Annotated in this window: 17 protein-coding genes and 1 pseudogene; all 18 read right to left on the bottom strand. The window is 40.2% G+C overall.

The window, feature by feature from the left end; all coding sequences use genetic code 11:
* Positions 1-10 precede the first annotated feature (10 nt).
* The 18 genes and pseudogenes from LI951_RS09045 to LI951_RS08960 all read right to left on the bottom strand — a co-directional run bounded on the left by LI951_RS09045 (position 11) and on the right by LI951_RS08960 (position 19,272).
* Entirely contained in the window at positions 11-979 is a 969-nt protein-coding gene (locus LI951_RS09045) for an ROK family glucokinase (RefSeq protein WP_202068746.1), read from the bottom strand.
* A gap of 1 nt (position 980) precedes the next feature.
* On the bottom strand, positions 981-1,199 hold the full coding sequence (locus LI951_RS09040) for a YqgQ family protein (RefSeq protein ID WP_202068748.1): 219 nt from the start codon (positions 1,197-1,199) through the stop codon (positions 981-983).
* Between the two features lie 27 nt (positions 1,200-1,226).
* Positions 1,227-1,928, bottom strand: coding sequence for a rhomboid family intramembrane serine protease (locus LI951_RS09035; protein ID WP_229441924.1), 702 nt, complete (start codon positions 1,926-1,928; stop codon positions 1,227-1,229).
* Between the two features lie 10 nt (positions 1,929-1,938).
* The gene (locus LI951_RS09030; protein WP_202068752.1) at positions 1,939-2,475 is read right to left on the bottom strand and encodes a 5-formyltetrahydrofolate cyclo-ligase; all 537 of its coding nucleotides are present in this window, start codon (positions 2,473-2,475) and stop codon (positions 1,939-1,941) included.
* Between the two features lie 199 nt (positions 2,476-2,674).
* Entirely contained in the window at positions 2,675-3,595 is a 921-nt protein-coding gene (locus tag LI951_RS09025; RefSeq protein ID WP_202068754.1) for an alpha/beta fold hydrolase, read from the bottom strand.
* Positions 3,596-4,096: 501 nt separating this feature from the next.
* Positions 4,097-4,969: an AraC family transcriptional regulator gene (locus LI951_RS09020; RefSeq protein ID WP_229441923.1), complete on the bottom strand. Its 873-nt coding sequence runs from the start codon at positions 4,967-4,969 to the stop codon at positions 4,097-4,099.
* Positions 4,970-5,311: 342 nt separating this feature from the next.
* Positions 5,312-5,668: pseudogene (locus LI951_RS09015) on the bottom strand (Na/Pi symporter).
* Positions 5,669-5,966: 298 nt separating this feature from the next.
* On the bottom strand, positions 5,967-7,025 hold the full coding sequence (locus LI951_RS09010; RefSeq protein ID WP_229441922.1) for a zinc-dependent dehydrogenase: 1,059 nt from the start codon (positions 7,023-7,025) through the stop codon (positions 5,967-5,969).
* A gap of 10 nt (positions 7,026-7,035) precedes the next feature.
* A complete protein-coding gene (locus LI951_RS09005; RefSeq protein ID WP_202068797.1) occupies positions 7,036-8,046 on the bottom strand; it encodes a Gfo/Idh/MocA family oxidoreductase in 1,011 nt (336 codons plus the stop codon).
* A 33-nt stretch (positions 8,047-8,079) separates the two neighbouring features.
* Positions 8,080-9,459, bottom strand: coding sequence for a PTS fructose transporter subunit IIC (locus LI951_RS09000; protein WP_229441921.1), 1,380 nt, complete (start codon positions 9,457-9,459; stop codon positions 8,080-8,082).
* Between the two features lie 130 nt (positions 9,460-9,589).
* Positions 9,590-10,036, bottom strand: a complete 447-nt coding sequence (locus LI951_RS08995) for a PTS sugar transporter subunit IIA (protein WP_229441920.1) — start codon at positions 10,034-10,036, stop codon at positions 9,590-9,592.
* Positions 10,033-10,728: a deoxyribose-phosphate aldolase gene (deoC, locus tag LI951_RS08990; RefSeq protein ID WP_229441919.1), complete on the bottom strand. Its 696-nt coding sequence runs from the start codon at positions 10,726-10,728 to the stop codon at positions 10,033-10,035. Before deoC ends, LI951_RS08995 begins: the two co-directional genes overlap by 4 nt.
* 181 nt (positions 10,729-10,909) lie before the next feature.
* Positions 10,910-11,689: a DeoR/GlpR family DNA-binding transcription regulator gene (locus tag LI951_RS08985; protein ID WP_229441918.1), complete on the bottom strand. Its 780-nt coding sequence runs from the start codon at positions 11,687-11,689 to the stop codon at positions 10,910-10,912.
* Positions 11,690-11,889: 200 nt separating this feature from the next.
* Positions 11,890-12,609 carry an MIP/aquaporin family protein gene (locus LI951_RS08980; protein ID WP_229441917.1) on the bottom strand — a complete coding sequence of 240 codons (720 nt, stop codon included), beginning with the start codon at positions 12,607-12,609 and terminating at the stop codon, positions 11,890-11,892.
* A complete protein-coding gene (gene glpO / locus LI951_RS08975) occupies positions 12,575-14,446 on the bottom strand; it encodes a type 1 glycerol-3-phosphate oxidase (protein WP_229441916.1) in 1,872 nt (623 codons plus the stop codon). Before glpO ends, LI951_RS08980 begins: the two co-directional genes overlap by 35 nt.
* A 15-nt stretch (positions 14,447-14,461) precedes the next feature.
* Positions 14,462-15,970: a glycerol kinase GlpK gene (glpK, locus tag LI951_RS08970; RefSeq protein ID WP_202068771.1), complete on the bottom strand. Its 1,509-nt coding sequence runs from the start codon at positions 15,968-15,970 to the stop codon at positions 14,462-14,464.
* Positions 15,971-16,466: 496 nt separating this feature from the next.
* A complete protein-coding gene (locus tag LI951_RS08965; RefSeq protein WP_229441915.1) occupies positions 16,467-17,945 on the bottom strand; it encodes a helix-turn-helix domain-containing protein in 1,479 nt (492 codons plus the stop codon).
* The gene (locus LI951_RS08960; protein ID WP_229441914.1) at positions 17,935-19,272 is read right to left on the bottom strand and encodes an FAD-dependent oxidoreductase; all 1,338 of its coding nucleotides are present in this window, start codon (positions 19,270-19,272) and stop codon (positions 17,935-17,937) included. Before LI951_RS08960 ends, LI951_RS08965 begins: the two co-directional genes overlap by 11 nt.
* Positions 19,273-20,026: the final 754 nt, after the last annotated feature.

Below are 20,026 nucleotides of genomic sequence, written 5' to 3'. Positions count from 1 at the left end.
AAACCCTCTCTTACTCTTCAATAAATTTTAATGCCAGCGAAGCGGCTCCGATTACACCTGCCTCATTCCCCAATTCAGCTAACTTAATTTTAGTACTTTCCCGAACCTGAGGAAAAGTAAACTCCTTAAAGTAGCTTTCAACCTGTCCCCGTAAAAACTCTCCAGCAGCTGATACTCCGCCGCCAATAACAATGCTTGACGGATTCAGAATATTTCCGATATTGCCCAATGCCAGACCCAAATAGAAACAAACTCTGTCAACAACCATTAAAGCAAAAGCATCTCCATTTTCAGCATATTCAAAAACATCTTTACTCGTAATTGCCTGTCCGTCATCGACCGCTTGTTTCAGTTCAGCGTCTCCAGCGTACTCTTCTGACAATTTTCTTGCCAGTCTGACAACTCCGGTAGCACTTGCTACTGTTTCCAGACAGCCTTTTTTCCCGCAGGTACAGTCAAAACCATTAGGATCAACGGTTGCATGACCTATCTCTCCAGCACATCCGGCTGTTCCATGCAGCAGTACGCCTTCTGCAATAATTCCTCCGCCAACACCAGTGCCTAATGTGATGAATACCACATTCGGATCATTCTCCCCTGCACCCTTCCAGCGCTCCCCTAAAGCAGCTACATTTGCATCATTATCAAGAGCATAAACAATACCTGTTCCGGCTTCAATCTGTTCTTTCACAGGCTGAAGCGTGGTCCAGTTCAGGTTATAAGCTCCGATCACTGTACCTTTTTCCAAGTCTACACTGCCGGGAGTTCCCATACCAATCCCCACAAAGTCTGATTTACTCATTCCATAAAGAGAAATTCGATGGTTGATCGATTCAATGATATCTGGAACAATATGCGATCCCTCATCCAAAATATTGGTCTCAATGCTCCATTTTTGCTGGATTTCTCCATCCAAGGTCAAAATTGCAAACTTGATTGTTGTACCGCCCAAATCAATTCCTATGATCTTTTTTTCCATGTCATTCGATCCCTCTCTCTGTTAACCTGTTTTCTTCTATTTTATGCTCTCTGCTTAGGATTCGTCTGGCCTGAAGATAGATGTCTCTATCAATTAAATGTCCTTCATAGAGATTCTTTAATTCAATTGCCATCAGTTCAATATCATAGATTCGGGCGCCTACATAAATATACATCCCAAAACGCTTGAACAGCTGCTGAACATCATATAACGTTTCCATGATTAAAGCACTTCCTTATTATACAAGTTAATTGTAATTTTTAAAACCTAAGAAGAAACAAACAACAAAAATGAATGCGATGATCATTACCGAAATAATTCGCTGATGAATATTAAAATTTTCAGATTGCTTTGGAACAGCAGCAAATGTCCCGGCGAGTAATCCTCCAAGCAGACCGCCAATATGACCTAAAATATCAACAGATGAACTGAACAGATTAAAGAGCAGTGTTATTCCAATAAAGACTGAATAACGCTGAACCATAAATCGAATTGCCTGATTATCACGGAAATGCCACCCCAGAATAATTAATGCACCAAATAATCCAAAAATAGAAGTACTGGCTCCTGCAGAAATTGTAAATCGTGAGCCGAACCCAAAGCTGACAAAATTACCAAGCAGACCGCTTGTAAGATAGATCAGCAGATAGCGCCAGTGTCCGTAAACACCTTCCACCTGAGCACCCACATAGTATAACGTAATCATATTCAGAATGATGTGCATCCAGCCAATGTGAAGAAACATAGGCGTAAAGAAGCGCCAATACTCATGATAGAGAACCACCCGGTCTTTTGACATTGCTCCCCAGTCCAGCAGTACCTGCTTGTTTTCAGATCCGCCAGACAATTCCATACCCAGAAATACAATAACTGTAATTCCAAGTATTACGTATGTAATAAAAGGCTTGCTCAAAAAATTCTTTACCTTCATTTTCGTTTGATAATCCATCAAATCCTCCTTATCGAATAAACAACTTGTCTACCCGCTGGTCAAAGCTTTCCGCCTGCCAGCCTTCCTGAATTTGTTCACTAAATACCAAACTGCAGCTGGCTCCCGAATACTGTTCCAAAATTCTGTCGTAATAGCCGCCGCCAAACCCTATTCTCAACCTGTCTGTTGTAAAAACCACGCCCGGAACAATCAGCAAGTCAATCTCCGCCAAAGAAATTACCGCATGTTCAGCCGGTTCTTCTACCCCAAAAGAAGACTTAACAAATGTTGATTCAGTATGTATCGAATGAAAAAACAATCCTTTTTTTTCTGTTTTAGGTACAGCCACTTTTTTGCCTTCAGACCAGGCCTGCTCTATAACCGGCAATGTGTTGAATTCAAAAGGCATGGACTTAACCACACCAATGGTTTGCGCAGCTATCCAGAGCTGATCTGAAAATAATTGCTCCCGAATCAGTTGTTCTTTGTTCTTTTTTATCTCATTGTTTTTATGAAGCCAATGTAAATTTGCTTTCCCCAATTTTCTGGTGCCTTTTTTATCCATCATTTTGCAACTCCTTCCAGCACTGCTTAACACTATTCATTTTCCTTCATTCAATTTATTAAGTTTATAAAAAAACAGGAAAAATAGCAATCAAATCACCCGGAGCAAATTTTTTCTTTTGGAGAATTTTCCAAAATGCAAGCTGTACTTTTTACGTTATTTTTCAAGCTGAAGCAGACACTTGAGCGATCCGACATTCTTATTTGTTATGGGCCTTTATCCAGCTGCTGATTTTTTCGTAGACCTGAGCTTTTTCTTTCTCCAATAATAGTTCATGGCGAAGCTCTGCAAACATTGCCATTGTTACATCAGTTACACCGGCTGCATTTAAGTCTTTTGCCACTTTTCTCACACCATTTCCGAAGTCTCCAACAGGGTCCTGCTCTCCACTGATTACGAGGATTGGCAGCGTTTTGGAAATGTTGTCAGCCCAGCCTTTTCGGTTTGCATTATGAAGGAGCTGAAATAATGTATGAAAGCCATTATTGGTAAATATAAAGCCTGTCAGAGCTCCTTTTTCATAGCTCTTTACATTTTCCTGATTTTTGCTTAACCAATTAAATTGACTTTCTTCCGGAAAATTTTTGCTGAAAGAACCAAAAGCCAAATGATCCAATAGATAATTGACTTTTTCAGGCTGTAAGCGATTCAGTACAGAAGTGAGTGCCAATATTGCTGGGATAACTGCTGCGCCTGTCCCTGTCCCCATCAGAATTGCTCCGTTCAATCGTTCTTTCTGATTCTGCTGTAAATAATTACGGAGAGCAAACGATCCCATACTGTGCCCTAGCATGAAATAGGAAATTTCAGGGAAATATAATTCTGTCCATTGCTTAACGAGATGAATATCTTCTATAACTGTTTTAGCAGTCTCGCCTTTACCGAAATAGCCATATTTAGGATTGACTTCATCAACAGATTTTCCGTGACCTAAATGATCGTGTCCGACAACCACGTACCCAAGTCTGTTAAGCTCGGCTGCAAAATCTGAATACCGTTCAATGTACTCAGCCATTCCATGAATAATCTGAACAATTCCCACCGGAGACTGCTGCGGCTCCCAATAAACAAGGTGCAGCCGGGTCTGTTTATCTGAAGACAGTATATACGTTGATTCCATTGCTCTCCCTCACCTTCTCTCAATCCCTTTTATTATATCGGATTGTGAATCATTGAAGTGGAAATTCTGTACTTTTCTTTTATAATTTTTCTTTAAGATTCTTTAACCACGGAAAAAAGACTGGCATAATGAGCCCACACGAAAGGGGATGAGGCATCAATATGCCTCATCCCCCAAAAGCCGAATAAACAGGATTTCATCGTTTGCATGTTTCGTTCTGATTCCTGATACATACCATTTAAAATATGTATCTCCGGCTCTCGATACACTTTGTTTCGATCTCCCCAATTTCTAAATGGAAAGCCATTAAGAATTGAAGGATTTCATTTTGATTCTCGATACATACCATCTGGTTTTTGCAAGCTTCCCTGCAATTATTTGTCATGAATCATGGGAAAGAGTAGTGCTCCTAAGGTTCTCGCTATTCTGCGATCCTCATCGCAGTCTTTGTATGTAGAGAAAGCATCACACTTAGACCGCTTTCCTGACAACAGCAATTGTTTAATCTTCTGTATTTTCTTTTGCCTTTACCACCGGCATCCAAACTTCAAAGACAGCATTTTCAGGGTTGCTTTCAATATAGAGTTCAATATCCGGACCATTTGTATATTCATAGCCGGAGCTTGGCAGCCAGTCTGTCACAATTCGTTTTTCCAGCTCCTGAATTGCATGAGGCATCGGTCCGCTGCCGGAAAAAATTGCCCAAGTATACCTTTTCACAGTATATTCCGCCAGACCTTCCGGAACCGGCTGATCACTGGCAACAGCAATGTAATATTCCGGTTCATCCTCATTGGCGGCAAATCCGGAACTGACTCCCATAACCCCTTTTAACTTCTGATTCATCAGAGGAACTATCTTTGACAGTGTCCCATCTGTGGAAACCTTAGACCAAAACTGAGGAACCTCTTTGAAATTCTCCTCAATTTCTTTGGAAAGGGGTGTCCTTGCTCCCACAATTCTAAATGCTTCTTTTGTTTCAATACGGTACTCCATTTCAACATCTCCTTTAATCGAAATTTGAAATTTGATACGCGGATAGTTTTTTAAACGAACACCTTCTTTTTTTGCCTGAGAAGGGGTAATCCCATGAATAGCTTTAAAAGCCCGTGTAAATGAATTCGCTGATTCATATCCGTATTTCACAGCCACTGTCAGTACTTTATCTCCCTGCTGCAGTTCTGCACCGGCAAGTGAAAGCCTCCTTCTGCGAATATATTCCGTTAACGGCACGCCTACAATATAAGAAAAAACTCGCTGATAATGATACTCTGAACAACAAGCAATCTTAGCCAGCTCCGAATAATCAATTTTTTCAGTCAAATTTTTTTCTATGTAGTCCAAAGATTGTTCAAGTCTGTCTATCCATTCCACTATTATCAACTCCTACTTCTATTCTACTTTTTTTGCATCTGAAAACCCTACTTTATCTGCCCGAAAAAGAAGGATTTAATTTTATCAGCATATTTTTGTCTGTAAAAACACTCAAAACCCAATGTATTGAAATTTTTGAGTGTTTAGATTTTATCTCCTATATGAATAATCGGATTAATGGAGACAGTAAAATAGTAAAAATAACCGCTCCAACTATGCTAAAGGCAGCCTGTGAAGCTGCCGTACGCTTTGCAAAACTATGGTCAGCAACATGCCAATTCCTGTACCCAGAATCGGAAAATCAGATACTTCAACCATTAAATCAGCAAGCTGAGGTATATCCTATAATGACACTATACCATTCTCCATTAATTTCAAACCATAAAACAAACAGCCAAAACCAAAAACTATCTGTCCGATATTATTAATACACTCTTTTTTAAAAAAAGAGCTAATGGAACCGACACCCATAATGAATAGTGCATATTCACTTAAGTTAAACTCAATACAGAAAACGATTCTCCCAGTATCAACATTAGCCCCAATGATTACGCCAATCACCTAGCATAGAAACATCCCCCCAACTCTTGCCAAACCAACTGTTAATACTGTTGTTCCTAAACTGCTTTGAACAATTGCGGTTACAATAAGATCGGCAAAAACATCTCCTAATAGTGTAGGAGTAAATGTATTTAAAATTTCCCGCAGAGAATCCCCTGCTGTTTTTGAAGTCCATCTCCCATATACATTATTCTGAAAAGAAAAATCCCCGGACCTCCCAAAAAAGAAAGACTATTTCCTGATAAAACACTTTTTGTTACTTCTCACTCAAAAATAAACCCCGTTTAAGAGTAAAAAATAGAACGGAGGTAAATACAATAGTCGTAAAAAAAATAGACCGATTCTCTTTTTATCTTGATAAACAATTAATAAGGGAAAAATGTCAGCTGGTCTGCGGATTACCACCTTTGACCAGCTGACATAAATAACAGATCTCTTAATTAAATGTGATGACGTGTTTCAAGCCGACAGCCTGCTTGGCATTTTGCATGGCAGTCATAAAATCATCAATAGAGTAACATTCCGTAATCAGGCGTTTAACTGGAATGCGCCCACTGGCAATTAACTGTTCTGAAATACGGTAGCTGCGCAGACTGGCTCTGGTACAGCCGTAAACTCTCAATTGCTTGTAATGCAAAATATTCGTATTCAGCGAAACATTTTCTTTCTGCTTCGGAAGCCCTCCAAAAAAGAGCAGACGACCATTCATTCCCATATAGTTGAAGCTAGCCTCCTGAGCCTGCGGAGCTGGTGCTGCCACGATGCACAGATCTGCTCCCTGACCATTGGTTTCCTCCATAATCTTATTCTGTAAATCCTCACTCCCCAGAATTACCAGCTCCGGCACCAGTTCTTTTGCTGTATTCAAACGCTCTTCCTGAAGATCATTCATAATAATTTTACCAGCTCCCTGACTCAAAGCCAACATTGCATGCATGATACCGATAGGTCCTGCGCCGATAATCAACACTGTATCCCCTGGGAAAACTCCTGCAATTTCCTGTCCATTAAATACACAGCTGAACGGCTCGATTAATGCTGCCTCTTCAAAGCTGATTTCATCCTGAAGCCGTGTGATATTCCCCTGACGGATTGCTCTTTCCGGTATTTTCAAATATTCAGCAAAGCCGCCCGGCAGATTGATTCCAAAGGCTTCATAGTGCTCGCATAAATGCGTATTTCCACTGACACACTGATTACAAATGCCGCAGCCCATATTTGGAGCAATTGCGACACGCATTCCTTTTTCGCAGCCTTTAACTTCAGAGCCAACCTCTTCAATCACTCCTGCAATTTCATGTCCTAATGTCAATGGATGTCTTTCATCCACATTGGTATAGCCATTTTTAACCATTCTGACATCTGTTCCGCAAATAGAAGCAGCCCTCACTTTTACCAGTACTTCAGAAGAACTGATTTCCGGTGTATCCACCTCTGTGACTTGAAGTTTTTCTTTTCCTGAAAGTTGTGCGGCTTTCATCATTTTCTGAGACATCCTTATCCTCCTAATCTATCTGTACCACTCGTTTTTCAAGTAGCGACGTTAAACCTGCATGAACAAGTTTTACTGCCATCATTCCGTCATAGCCACTAACCAGCGGCTCTGTATCTGCTGCGATACAGTCGACAAATGCCTGATCCTCTGCCACATACGCATCTTGAAACAGATATGTCCAGCTGTGCATTGCCGGCCGAACAATTTCTCCTTGCCGATTAGCGACAACCAGCTTATGTTTACTTTGATCTCCAATCAGTATGCTGCCTGTTGTACCCAGTATTTCCACGCGAGCATCATAACCATATTGAACATATTGAGCACCATCCACAGCGCCCAGTTTGCCATCAGAAAACTGCAAATTCATGGAAACCGTATCATAGTAATCCGGATATTCTGCTCGAACTTCCGGTGAACGAAAATTTCCGCCAATGGAATAAATGGAGATTGCTTCACTACCTGTAAACCAGCGCAGGGTATCCAGATCATGACTGTTCACTTCGCCAATAGGTCCATTACTTTGAGAGATGTCATACATCCATGGTTTTGGTTCACTTGGACCATGGGTTAGAGATTTAACCAAAACCACCTCGCCAATTGCTCCGGAATCCACAATTGCTTTTGCCTCCTGAAAGCTTTCATCAAATCTGCGCATGAAGCCCACCTGAAGTTTGATGTTATTTGTTTCAGCTGCCTGAATCATTTCCAGACATTCCTGCTCATCCATTGCCAAAGGTTTTTCACAAAGAACATGTTTGCCGGCTTCAGCTGCAGCAATGACGATTTCTTTATGATAGACTGTCGGCGTGACAACCACTACTGCATCAACTTCCGGGTTCTCTATCGCTTCTCTATAATCTTTATAAATATAATCAACGGTCAGCTCCTTTTGTGCATTCATTAGAGATTCTTCTGAAGGATCACATAAAGCAATCAACTTGCCGCCCTTTATTTTAGCTGCCATATTTCTGCCGTGAATCATACCAGCTCGTCCTGTACCGATTAAACAAATATTCACCATTTTCACGAATTTCCCCTCCGCCTGTTCTCTCGTTTACACTTGTTCCCTTTTCTTGACACCCGCCAGTTTCACTGCTGTCACCAGAAAACCGCTGATTGCCGTTCCAACTGCCAGTGCAATGATATAGAATAAAACATTTGTGACTGCACCTGGGATCAAAAATACAAAAAATCCGCCATGCGGAACTGCAATGCCGCAATTGAATATCATTGACAGAGCCCCGGCAATCGCTGAACCAACTGTAACTGAACCTAGCACTCGTATTGGATCTGCTGCCGCAAATGGAATGGCTCCTTCAGAGATAAAAGACAGCCCCAATACCCATGCCGACTTTCCTGCTTCTCTTTCTTCGTTTGTATACAGCTGTTTTCCAAGTATAGTAGAAGAAAGAGCCATTGCCAGAGGAGGTACCATTCCAGAAACCATGACAGCTGCCATAATCGTGCTGGTCTCACCTGCCCCCAGATTTGTCAGAGAAGCGACACCAAAGAAGTATGCTGCCTTTCCAATAGGTCCGGCCAAATCAACAGCCATCATGGCTCCTAGTATAAGCCCCAGTAAAACAGAATTAATCCCTGTTAAACTGTTCAACCAGTTCATTATCCCTTCATTAATTGCTGTGATTGGAACACCTACAACAAACTTCATAATTCCTCCGGCGATTAAAACTGATAGAACTGGAAGGATTAATACCGGCAGCAAACCAGAAAAAGCTGCAGGCAGTTTTAAGAATCGTTTTAATACTAAAATTGTATAACCTGCCAGAAATCCGCCCAGCAGGGCTCCTAAAAAGCCGGCATTCATTCCCGAAGCAACCATTCCTGCGACCATTCCCGGAACAAGACCGGGCCGATCCGCAATAGAGAAAGCAACATATCCACCCAGAACTGGCCACATCAGCCCCATCGCCAAGCCGCCCAATTCATTAATTCCCTGAGCAAAATCTCCTTCGGCATTGATTCCCCCAAAAGCAAATGCCAGTGCAATACACAAGCCTCCGGCAACTACAAATGGAATCATATAGGAAACCCCTGTCATTAAATGACTGTATATCCCTTTACCTGACTGTCTCTCTTCCTTCATATTTTCTGTTCCCGAACCCGTTTGATAAACAGGTGCTGAAAGTGATCGTTCCAGCAGGCTGGGTCCGTTATTAATTGCTTCGTTCACATCCACTTCAATCAGCCGTTTTCCATTAAAACGCTCTTTATTGACCGTTGTACTGGCAGCAATCACCACTGCATCAGCAGCAGTAATCTCATCTGTGGTAAGAACATTTTCAGCCCCAATAGAACCTTGAGTTTCAACTTTGATTTCATATCCTTTTTCTTTTGCAGCCATTTCCAAATTTTCAGCAGCCATATACGTGTGGGCAATTCCAGTGGAACATGAAGTAATTGCAACTATTTTCATTCTATTTCCTCCTTAGTCTTTCTTGCATCCAACCATTTCAGTGTTGATCTCTTGCATCATTAGAGAATAATAGCTGTTACTGTTTACCACGGAATATTTCATTTGAAAACTCCTTGGCAGAGTAAAATTTCTACATGTCAATAATCGAATAAATTTCTTCATTACTGACAGCATTCATCAACTGTTCTCTAATCTCCTGATGCATCAGCTTTCTGGACAACTGGCTCAAAATCCTCAGGTGTTCATTATCAGAATTTTCCGGGACTGCAATTAAAAATAATAAATGCACTGGACTTCCATCCATGGAATCATAAACAATTCCCTCTTTGCTTCGACCAAATGCCAGACTTGCCTCTGCAACTGATGTCGACTTTCCATGTGGGATGCCTACGCCAAATCCTATACCAGTTGTTGCTTCCTCTTCCCTCTTCATTACAGCATTCAGATAGACAGGCAGATCTGTGACTCTTCCGCATGCAGCCATTTTTTCAGCCAGCTCTTTAATCCCTTCTTCCTTATTTTTACTCTGCAATTCTATGATAATCAGTTTTTCAGACATAAGCTCTTTTAAACTCATCCTTTTTCCTCCATGAATTCTTTATACGCTTCAACAATTGGAATTCCTGAACTCGTTCCCAGTCTTTCCGCTCCTGCTTCAACCATTGCCAGAGCTGTCTCCAAATCACGAATGCCTCCGGCAGCCTTAACTTTCACCTTATCACCCACTACCTCTTTCATCAATCTCACATCAGCCAGTGTTGCGCCGCCTGTACCAAATCCAGTAGAAGTCTTTACAAAATCAGGCAGTACTTCTTTCGCAATTTTACAAACAGCAACCTTTTCTTCATCAGATAAATAGCAGTTTTCAAGAATCACTTTGCTCAATATTCCTTTTTCCCGACACAACGAAACGATCTCTTCCATTTCCTGTCGGATGTAAGTCAAATTTCCATCTTTTAACTCCCCTATATTAATTACATAGTCAATTTCATCTGCACCATTACTAATTGCATTGGCCACTTCAAAGACTTTTGTCTCAATCGTCGTCTGCCCCAAAGGAAATCCAATCGCTGCACCGACATGAACAGGGCTTTCCTTTAAAAGTTCTGCGCAATGCTGAACAGGAGATGAGTTAATTGCCACCATTTTAAAACCATAATTATTTGCCTCCTGACAAAGTTTATTAAACTCTGCACGCTGTGCATCTGCCCTTAATAAGGTGTGATCAACCAAATTTGCTAATTCTTTCACTGATAAATTGACTGTCATTTCATTTCCTCCTCTTACTTGAATACGATTTCATTTTATCACGAACTTTCATTTTGTCAATAAATAAAAGAAAATGAAAGTCAAATCATTTTCAATTGCTTTTGAAGAAAAGAAATAAGAACAGAAAATATCATCATTTTTTGATGGTATTTCTGCTCTTTTCGTTCACTTCATTCTTTTTTCAGGCAGTTAAAACAGTCAAGCCTTTAGCGTTCATGGAATGCTGATCCGTTTCTTTGACTCCTTTATCTGTAATAAAAATATCCACATCAGCAGTTCCGGCAAATAGTTTGAAACTTTCTTTCCCAATTTTGCTGGATTCACAAAGCAGCAGCTTCTGTCTTGCGATGGAAAACAAAATCTTTTTGAGTTCGGCTGTGCCTATATTTGGCGTAGAGTAGCCTTTCTCTATAGAAAATGATGTTGTCCCAATAATTGCTTTATCAACCAAAAATGTCCGTAATGATTCTATCACCATTTCTCCTGAAGTATACTGAAATCCATTTCGAATAATCCCACCGATAAAACAAATCTCATGCTCTGTTTCCTCGCTGAGCATGGAAGCAATCTGCAAATCATACGTAAGAATTCTTAGACCCTTAATCTGGCTGTGTACCAAAGCTTCTGCAAAAGCCAGACAGGAAGTCCCAGTATCAATAACCAGAGAATCGCCATCGTTCAGCAAACTAGCTGCTTTACGAGCAATCTGCCTTTTTTCAGCCGTCAGTTCTCTGACTTTGGGCTTATCTTCAAAACTTCTTTGCGGATTGCGAATCGCTCCTCCATGAGTTCGTGTCAATAAATGCTCTTTTTCAAGTTCACGCATATCCGTTCGAATAGTACTGCCCGAAACCTGAAATAATTCCACCAAATCTATTACCTGAAGCCGTTCCTGTTCTTCAAGCAATCTCAATATCTCAGCCTTTCGTTCCTCTGCATATAAAAATTTATTTTCTTCCAAGTCTTCACATCCTGTTATTTGCTTTTATTTACTGTTACTCAAAATGGTAGCATGAGTTTGCCTGAAAAGAAAGCTGAACAACTTTAAATCTTTTACTCATAACAATTCATAGATCTTCAAACTCATTTTCCGGTAAAAACAAATAATGATTGGAACAGAAACAGCTTCTGTTCCAACCATTATGCTCGATTATATGCAGGTTAGATCATAACCATCCAGATTCCGCCGGCAACCACAGCTCCAATAATCGGACCAACAATGGGTACCCATGAGTATCCCCAATCTGATTCTCCTTTTACTGCAATCGGCAGTATTTGATGAGCAATACGCGGCCCCAAATCTCTTGCAGGGTTAATAGCATAACCTGTAGGACCTCCAAGTGAAAGTCCAATGGATACGATTAGAATCCCAACAACAAATGGATTCACTCCGTCAGCGAATGTGTGTTGAGAAAATGCAAGCAGCCCAAGGATCAGAACAATTGTACCGATAGCTTCAGTCACTACATTTGCCGGATAATTGCGAATTGCAGGACCTGTAGCAAACGTCCCTAAGACAGCACCCTTATCTTCTGTCTCTTCCCAGTGCGGAAGATAAGCCAGCCAAACCAAAATTGCACCAATCAAAGCACCAGCCACTTGAGCAATGGCAAATGGAATAACCGCTCCCCATTCAAAATTCCCTACCACAGCCATTGCAATGGTTACTGCCGGATTCAAATGCGCCGGCCCCATAAATCCTGAAATATAAACAGCCATTGTTACAGCTGCTCCCCAGCCTAAAGCAATGACAATCCAGCCTGAAGCTTCTGCTTTACTTTTTTTCAAATTGACGGCTGCACATACACCGTCACCTAAAAGTACTAAAATAAGTGTTCCCAAAAATTCACTGAATAGTTGTGTCATGTTGGATGTATCCATTTTGAGGTCCCCTGCCTTTCAGCTCAGTCAAATCAGATTTAGCAATTGTTTCATTCAATTTTTCCCGATACTCTTTCGTCTCTGCCCCTGTCCAATGATAATAATCGGCCATCGCTGCAACAACCCCTTCTTTCACCTGATCCAGCGAATCTCTCATGAATAGAAGATGATTTGTTCTGCGAACCAGATAATCTTCCGGTGTCAGTGTCATTTCTTCTTCAAGTGCATAGTATAAGCTCAATGTTTCTGCTAATGTCAGGTATTCAGCAGGTTTTATTTCATCGATACGTTCAAACAGCCAGGCGACATTTGATCCATATAAATGAGCCAGGTATAAAGCTTCTTCCTCACTTAATCCTTTAGCTATACCTTCATCTGCCAACTGTTTTAGTTCTTCCTCAGCATTTTCCGGTGAAATTTCTCCGCCTGAAACAGGGTAATTCTTAGAATCAATCAGTTCGAAACCGCTGTCATATTCGTCTTTTAGAATACGCTGAATTTCTCTCATCGCTCCTTCAGCCATTTTTCTATAATCAGTTATTTTTCCTCCTGATAACGTTAGCAGCCCCTCTTTGGATCGTTCCAGCAAACTGCCTCTGGAAACAGAAGACGGATTATTCTCACTTTCTGATAATGAATCTTCCAGATGTTTCAGTGCACTTTCTACCTCCAATCGTTCGATTTCCTTCTTTTGAAACTTTTCGACTATTGAGATTAACTGGTTAAAACTCTCATCTGAAATCTTTCCATTATTCCCGCCATTATAATCTGACCCGCTGTTGCCTGAAATCAAAGGTCTTAAGCCTGCCCAGCTGGCTTCAATGTCCGTGATCGTTAGGTTTGCCTCAGGATAGCGTGAATTAACCACTTCCAATAGATAATCAACATCCGCCTGAGTTACTTCCGGACGCTCATAATCCCCGGTATAGTCTGTATCTGTTGTGCCAAAATACGTTTTCTGTTCTCTGGGAACAACAAAAACCATTCTGCCGTCATTTTTACCGGTATCAAAATAAGTCGGCTGCGGAACATGGAGTCGACTGCTGTCAACGACAAGGTGGACCCCTTTCGTTGGACGAAGCTGAGGAATGATTTCCATTTCAGTAGCAAGTCCCCGAACGTTATCAGCCCATGGTCCGGACGCATTAATTACAACTTTTGCCTTTATTTCAAATTGATCTCCCGTCAGCAGATCTTCTGCCTTCACACCGCTAATCTTTCCATTACCGTCAAAAGAAAAACCAACTGCTTTAACTCGGCTTGCCAGATAACCGCCATCCTGTGCTGCACGTTTGATATTTTCAATAACCAGGCGGGCATCATTGTTTCGAAAATCCAGATAAACTCCGCCTCCAAGCAATCCTTCTTTTTTCAGCTGCGGTTCTCTTTCAATCACTTCTTCTTTTGTCAATGTATAGTTCTCATATTTTGTGCCAAGAACACCTGCCAACCGATCATAAAGATCCATTGCCACCTTTACAGAAAACATGTTAAAGGTTGCTTTTGGTTCATCATAAATTGGCAGAAGCATTGGATCAGGCTTGGGAATATGGGGAGCAATTGCCTGAACAACCGCTCGTTCCTGAACTGTATCAGCAACAACCTCAACATCAAAATTTTTCAGATAACGGATACCGCCATGCACCAGTTTTGTAGATCTTGAAGATGTGCCTTCAGCAAAATCCTGCATCTCAATCAGTCCCGTTTTCATTCCGGAAGCACTAGCCTGCAAAGCAACACCTGCTCCCGTGATACCACCGCCGATAATCAGTAAATCAAGGATTTCTTCTTTCATTTTCTCGATATATTGTTTTCTCTTGGCTACTGAAAATGACATCCTGCACCCTTCTTCCTATTTTGGTTTATGTTTGAACATTTGTGTTGCTTTTACAGCTTGTTTCCAGCCTTCATATAAGTCTTCACGTTCTTCTTCAGCCATTTTCACTTCAAAAACCTGCCCTTCTTCATGGAAAGATTTCAGCTCATCCAAATCTTTCCAGAAGCCTACAGCAAGTCCTGCAAGAAACGCTGCACCCAATGCAGTTGTTTCCAAATTTTGAGCCCTTTGAACGGAAGTATTCATAATATCCGCCTGAAACTGCATAAGCAAATCGTTATTAGCTGCGCCGCCATCTACTTTTAAGACAGGTATATCAATACCAGTATCGTTTTTCATCGTATCAATGATATCTCTCACCTGATAAGCCACAGCCTGCAATGTCGCTTTCACAAAATCTTCCCTTGTTGTTCCTCTTGTTAAGCCAAAGACTGCCCCTCGTGCATCAGAATCCCAATATGGTGCACCCAGACCGGTAAATGCCGGAACTACATAAACCTCATTACGGTTAGAAGAAGCTTCTGCTGCAGCTTCAGATTCTGCTGCAGTCTGAATCATTTTCAGACCGTCCCTTAACCACTGAACTGCTGAACCTGCAACAAAAATACTTCCTTCCAATGCGTAATAAACTTTTCCATTGATTCCATAGCCGATGGTAGTTAATAAATTATTATCTGACAACTGCGGTTTTTCTCCGGTATTCATTACTATAAAGGAACCTGTACCGTACGTATTTTTAACCATTCCCGGCTCAAATGCCATTTGTCCGAATAAAGCAGCCTGCTGATCTCCTGCCATGCCTGAAATAGGAATCTCACTTCCATAGAAATGATAGGTCTTTGTCAGTCCATACACTTCTGAATTTGATACAGCTTTTGGAAGCATCGCTTTTGGAATATTCAACAGCTTCAATATATCCTGGTCCCAATCCAGTTCATGAATATTGAAAAGCATCGTTCTGCTCGCATTTGAATAATCCGTTACATGGGTTTCACCACCGGTTAATTTCCACACCAGCCAGGTATCAATTGTTCCAAACAGTAATTCTCCTTTTTCAGCCCGTTCCTGTGCGCCGTCAACATGATCCAAAATCCAGCGGACTTTTGTGGCAGAGAAGTATGCGTCAATAATCAAACCAGTTTTCTTGTGAATCATCTCTCCATGTCCAGCTTGTTTCAGCTGATCAGCAATCGGCGAAGACTGCCGTGACTGCCAGACTATCGCATTATAAATCGGCAAACCTGTCTCTTTATCCCAGACAACGGTCGTTTCGCGCTGATTGGTAATTCCGATTCCAACGATATCTGTTGGTTTGACTTCGGATTCAATCAGTGCCCCTGCAATAACTGACTGTACTGAATTCCATATTTCATTTGCATTATGCTCCACCCAACCGGCTTTAGGAAAATGCTGCGTGAACTCTTTTTGGGAACTGCCGACTTTATTGCCAGCCTTATCAAAAATAATTGCTCTCGAACTTGTTGTTCCCTGATCAATTGCCATGATATATTTTTTCTCTGTCATGTTGCTTCCTCCTGTTTTTAATGAAATCGCTTTCCTTTTCTATCATAAAAGAAAACACCCCATTAAAAGTGTCATATTTTTTTTAATTTTAAAAATTGTTGATAGTTTTTGATTCCCCCAGATTCAAATGAGAGTGAGACAGAATAAAGTTCCAAATGCTCTTCGTATCTAACCTCAAATAAACGGCGGTACAAAAGCAAAAATTCTTTTTGCAACGAGTAACCGCAGAAGCAGCTCCTTCGGGATTAAGCCCAACGATCCTGAAAATATGAGGAGCTCCGAGTCCTTCACCAAGTAGGTAACAGGCGTCATCTACTCTGCTAAAGCAATCCTAGTGAAGCCTGTCAACTCTCGTATGTTTCATACGTGGAAGTTGATGTAATCGAAGCGCAGTGTATCAATTCTCAGCCATTTATTCTATGAATAGTGTTCCTTGACAATTTTCGGATATTCCTTCTTAATTCTCGGAGCTGATCGCTTTTGTCCAGACCTCAAGTTAGCTATTACTTTTTTGATATAACTGCCTGATTTTTTTCTTGATTTGTTCAATATCATAGGCTGATCCCAGCTCTGAAAGAACATAGAGGTGCTGACCGGATGGATAAGCTTCTCCCCCCATTCTGTTAGTAATAATTAAATCATAATTCTTTTTTATCCGGTATTCCTCAATCCTTACCCCGCTTACATTTTTTAAGCTCAAGATTAAAACCTGAGTCAGTGCGTCACGATATAATGGGTCCATTTTCAAATCAATGCCAATTTGAAGCTCACTCATCATCTCAAAATCAATAATTGCAAGCAAACTCACATACTTTACCAGCGACCATTCATAAAGACTGTTGTTCTCTTCATAAGACAAACCTAAAACATCCAAGCTTTCAGACAGTAATATTTTTGAAAAATTCATTAAATGGTGTCCTGAAAGTTTTTCTTCTTTTTCCCAAATATTGTCCTTGTCAAAAATTTCCAATTCTCCTTTAAAAAAATAAAGTCGGCTGTGAATTTGAGAAAAATAGTAAAAAATCTTTCTTTCAAGTGTCGGAAAAAATTTTTGAGGCCGATAATAGAGAACCGCATGTTCCAGCATGAATGTATCCGCCAATGAAGTCGGTGTCCGTCTGCCTCTTATTTGTCCGTACCTTTCAATATCCTCTTCCGAAAGAACAAACATACTCGTTAAAAAGATAAAATGCAGCATACTTTCTTCATTATCTATTTCAAGCGGGTAACGGCTGAAATAGCGTAAAATAAAAGAGCGCAGCTGTTGAAACATCGGATCAGCTTCGTAGCTGGATGATTTTTCTGTTAATAAACGATAAATTTTTCCAGGTACTGTAAGCCTCCTCTTGCTGATTGTCAGCCAAAGGCTGAGCTTCAATCGACTATCCTGAGCCAGCGTTATAGTCAGCCGTTTTTCAAGTGAATTGATCATTCGTTCATTCTGAGCGTTTATAGTTGCTTTTAAATGCTTTTCATATGGCGTAAGGAACCAGTAAATTTGAAAATAAAAATAACGGATTTGAAGTTCTTCTCCTTTTAAATGACCGTTCTTTATTTGAATGTCAAATTCTTTTAATACAGTATTCAGTTCTCTTATCTTTCTAAAAAGAGAGGACTCGCTTATCATAAATTTATTTGTTAACTGGATAATTGTAAACTCCCGGTGAATAAACAAATAATCAATCAACTGAAATTTAAGTGACTGCTGAAGATAGTCATTAATTACACGTGCCATACTAAAATGGGCTGCCAGTTCTACCTTGATCTGCTGCCCATCATAAAAAAGACAACAATCATTCCCATAAACTTTCAGTCCACAATTCAATGCCTTTAAGTCATTTTCCAGCGATGCCTTGGAAATATTGAGATACTTGATTAATGCTGCATCCGAAATTTGCCCGCCTTCCAGCACTACTTTCTTTAACAGCCGAATCTCCCGAGCTTTCTTTTTATCAAGTAATGATTCAACTCTCATTCTGCTCCTCCCATACTCCTTTTATTCCCAATAGATTTGTAATGTCTAAAGGACTTGAATAAAACGGATGGAAAAAATATTCTTTCTGATACACTTCCTCCAAACATTGTCCGACTTGAATACTCAGTGCCAAAGTATTGATTTTTTCGAGAATATTGTCCTTTGAAACTAGCTGTGCACCTAATAATCTATGCGTGGCTCTTTCAAAAATGAGCTTCCCTGAAATTTCTTCACCTGAAAAAAGACTGCTTCTTTGTTTTATGTGAACAGAACCTACTTCTTGCGGATAAAACAGACTTTCTTCTTCGGTCAAACCTGTACTAGCTATATAATATCCAACAGCTCGCGTTCCAATGGTTCGAATTGAGCCGATAAATTCCGCTGTCGGAACTAATAAATTCTGCGAAACAGCCAGCCCTGTTCGAACGGCATTATTTACCAGTGGAATATAAAATGATTCCCCCAACACTGAATGAGCGATTTGAATACAATCTCCTGCGGCAAAAACATCCTTTTGAGAGGTCCTCAGGTACTCATCAACCAAAACAGTTCCATCGATGTGTCTTTTTATTTTAGAATCAAGATAGGATAAATCAGGGCGAACGTTCATTGCAAAAACAGCAACATCACTGAAGTATTCTTCCTTATTTGTATGTATGCTCAGTCCATTTTCAAGGCTCTCAATTTTATCTATAGGCTCATTGAAATGAAACAGTACACCTCTTTTCAACATCTCTTCGTAAACAGGCTGAATCATTTCTTTATCGAAATATTTGAACAACAGATAATCCATACTTTCAAACACACAAACTTCTTTACCCATTTTCAACAGACTGTCGATTGCTTCAATACCAATCTGACCACCGCCTATTATAGATACTTTCCGGCTGCTTTCCAACATTGGCAAAGAATGACAACTGTCTTCAAAGAATTTGTATTTTAGGACTTTTTTAGAACTGCTGCCGGATATCTTTTCTGACCATTGACTGGACCCTGTAGCCAGAATCAATTTGTCATATGAAAATAAATACTCCTGTCCCTTTTTAATATAAGTTAAAGCATAATTTTTCGTATGCAGCTTAATCACTTTTGATTGAAGCATCAACTGAATATTCTCTTTTTGCAATTCACTTTCAGTAATAAATCGTGCTTCCTTTAAACTGGCGATTTGATGATAGGCAAATAAATTTAACCCTCCGGGTAAATAGCCTATTTCTGATTGCTGATCAATAATATATATATCTGCTCTTTTAAATTTTTTTCGTACTCCAAAGGCTGCAGCTATTCCAGCAAATGAAGCCCCTATAATAACTACTTTCAATTTCAATTATCCCTCCCAGAAAGTAAAGCGCTTTCTATCAGGATAACATAGCAGACTGAAATGGACTATAAGAAAGAAACAACAATAGCTGTTTTTTCTTCCAAATTGTTCTTTTTCATTTGTATTTATCAAATAAATTAATCGAACCTTTATTTTTTTATTGCGAAGGACAAATTATTTAGGTATACTATAAGACGTAGGATAGAAATATTTAACTTGATATAAATAAAAGACGGCACTTATCTATTTGGCGCCAACCAGATAGTTTAAGCCTTGTACAGACAGCTGCCACTGCCGATACAAATGCCAGTAGTCTTCAGCTTTTCATACTAGTTTTTTTGTTTTGCCTGAAATCTTTCTTTAGAAGTTTACTTTTCTCCTTTCCCAAATTTCAGGTATCGGAAACTATGTATATTTGTTGTGAACTATTGACGGTATTGGAGCAGCAGCTCTGATACCGTTTTTTTCTATCCTGCTAGTTGTATTGAAGGAGTTTCTTTACAGCAGCAGGGAATGAAGCCAGACAGGCGGGAACTGTTTTCACCAGCACGACCCAATGAAAATACTCAACCCTAATCCTGATTTCTGTAACCTGATCTGGTCATTTTAAACAACAAAATAAAAAGGCACTTCATCCCCTGGCGCCAACCAGACGATGAAGCCTTGAATAGAGAGCTGCCACTATCTATCCAAGTTGCCCTTTGCGAGTACCGAAGTACTAGCGATCTTTATTGTACCTAATTTTCAGGAAAATATCTAG

Source organism: Enterococcus sp. BWT-B8, assembly GCF_020567625.1.
Lineage (GTDB): Bacteria > Bacillota > Bacilli > Lactobacillales > Enterococcaceae > Enterococcus_L.
This window is presented reverse-complemented; position numbering and strand designations above follow the sequence as displayed.

Excerpts from the sequence above, each read along its gene's own strand:
- LI951_RS09000 (WP_229441921.1), bottom strand. The coding sequence starts at position 9,459 with ATGAAAATAGTTGCAATTACTTCATGTTCCACTGGAATTGCCCACACG.
- LI951_RS09040 (WP_202068748.1), bottom strand. The coding sequence starts at position 1,199 with ATGGAAACGTTATATGATGTTCAGCAGCTGTTCAAGCGTTTTGGGATG.
- LI951_RS08995 (WP_229441920.1), bottom strand. The coding sequence starts at position 10,036 with ATGAGTTTAAAAGAGCTTATGTCTGAAAAACTGATTATCATAGAATTG.
- deoC (WP_229441919.1), bottom strand. The coding sequence starts at position 10,728 with ATGACAGTCAATTTATCAGTGAAAGAATTAGCAAATTTGGTTGATCAC.
- LI951_RS09035 (WP_229441924.1), bottom strand. The coding sequence starts at position 1,928 with ATGGATTATCAAACGAAAATGAAGGTAAAGAATTTTTTGAGCAAGCCT.
- LI951_RS08965 (WP_229441915.1), bottom strand. The coding sequence starts at position 17,945 with ATGAGAGTTGAATCATTACTTGATAAAAAGAAAGCTCGGGAGATTCGG.
- LI951_RS08980 (WP_229441917.1), bottom strand. The coding sequence starts at position 12,609 with ATGGATACATCCAACATGACACAACTATTCAGTGAATTTTTGGGAACA.
- LI951_RS09025 (WP_202068754.1), bottom strand. The coding sequence starts at position 3,595 with ATGGAATCAACGTATATACTGTCTTCAGATAAACAGACCCGGCTGCAC.
- LI951_RS09045 (WP_202068746.1), bottom strand. The coding sequence starts at position 979 with ATGGAAAAAAAGATCATAGGAATTGATTTGGGCGGTACAACAATCAAG.
- LI951_RS09010 (WP_229441922.1), bottom strand. The coding sequence starts at position 7,025 with ATGTCTCAGAAAATGATGAAAGCCGCACAACTTTCAGGAAAAGAAAAA.
- glpK (WP_202068771.1), bottom strand. The coding sequence starts at position 15,970 with ATGACAGAGAAAAAATATATCATGGCAATTGATCAGGGAACAACAAGT.
- LI951_RS09005 (WP_202068797.1), bottom strand. The coding sequence starts at position 8,046 with ATGGTGAATATTTGTTTAATCGGTACAGGACGAGCTGGTATGATTCAC.
- glpO (WP_229441916.1), bottom strand. The coding sequence starts at position 14,446 with ATGTCATTTTCAGTAGCCAAGAGAAAACAATATATCGAGAAAATGAAA.
- LI951_RS09030 (WP_202068752.1), bottom strand. The coding sequence starts at position 2,475 with ATGGATAAAAAAGGCACCAGAAAATTGGGGAAAGCAAATTTACATTGG.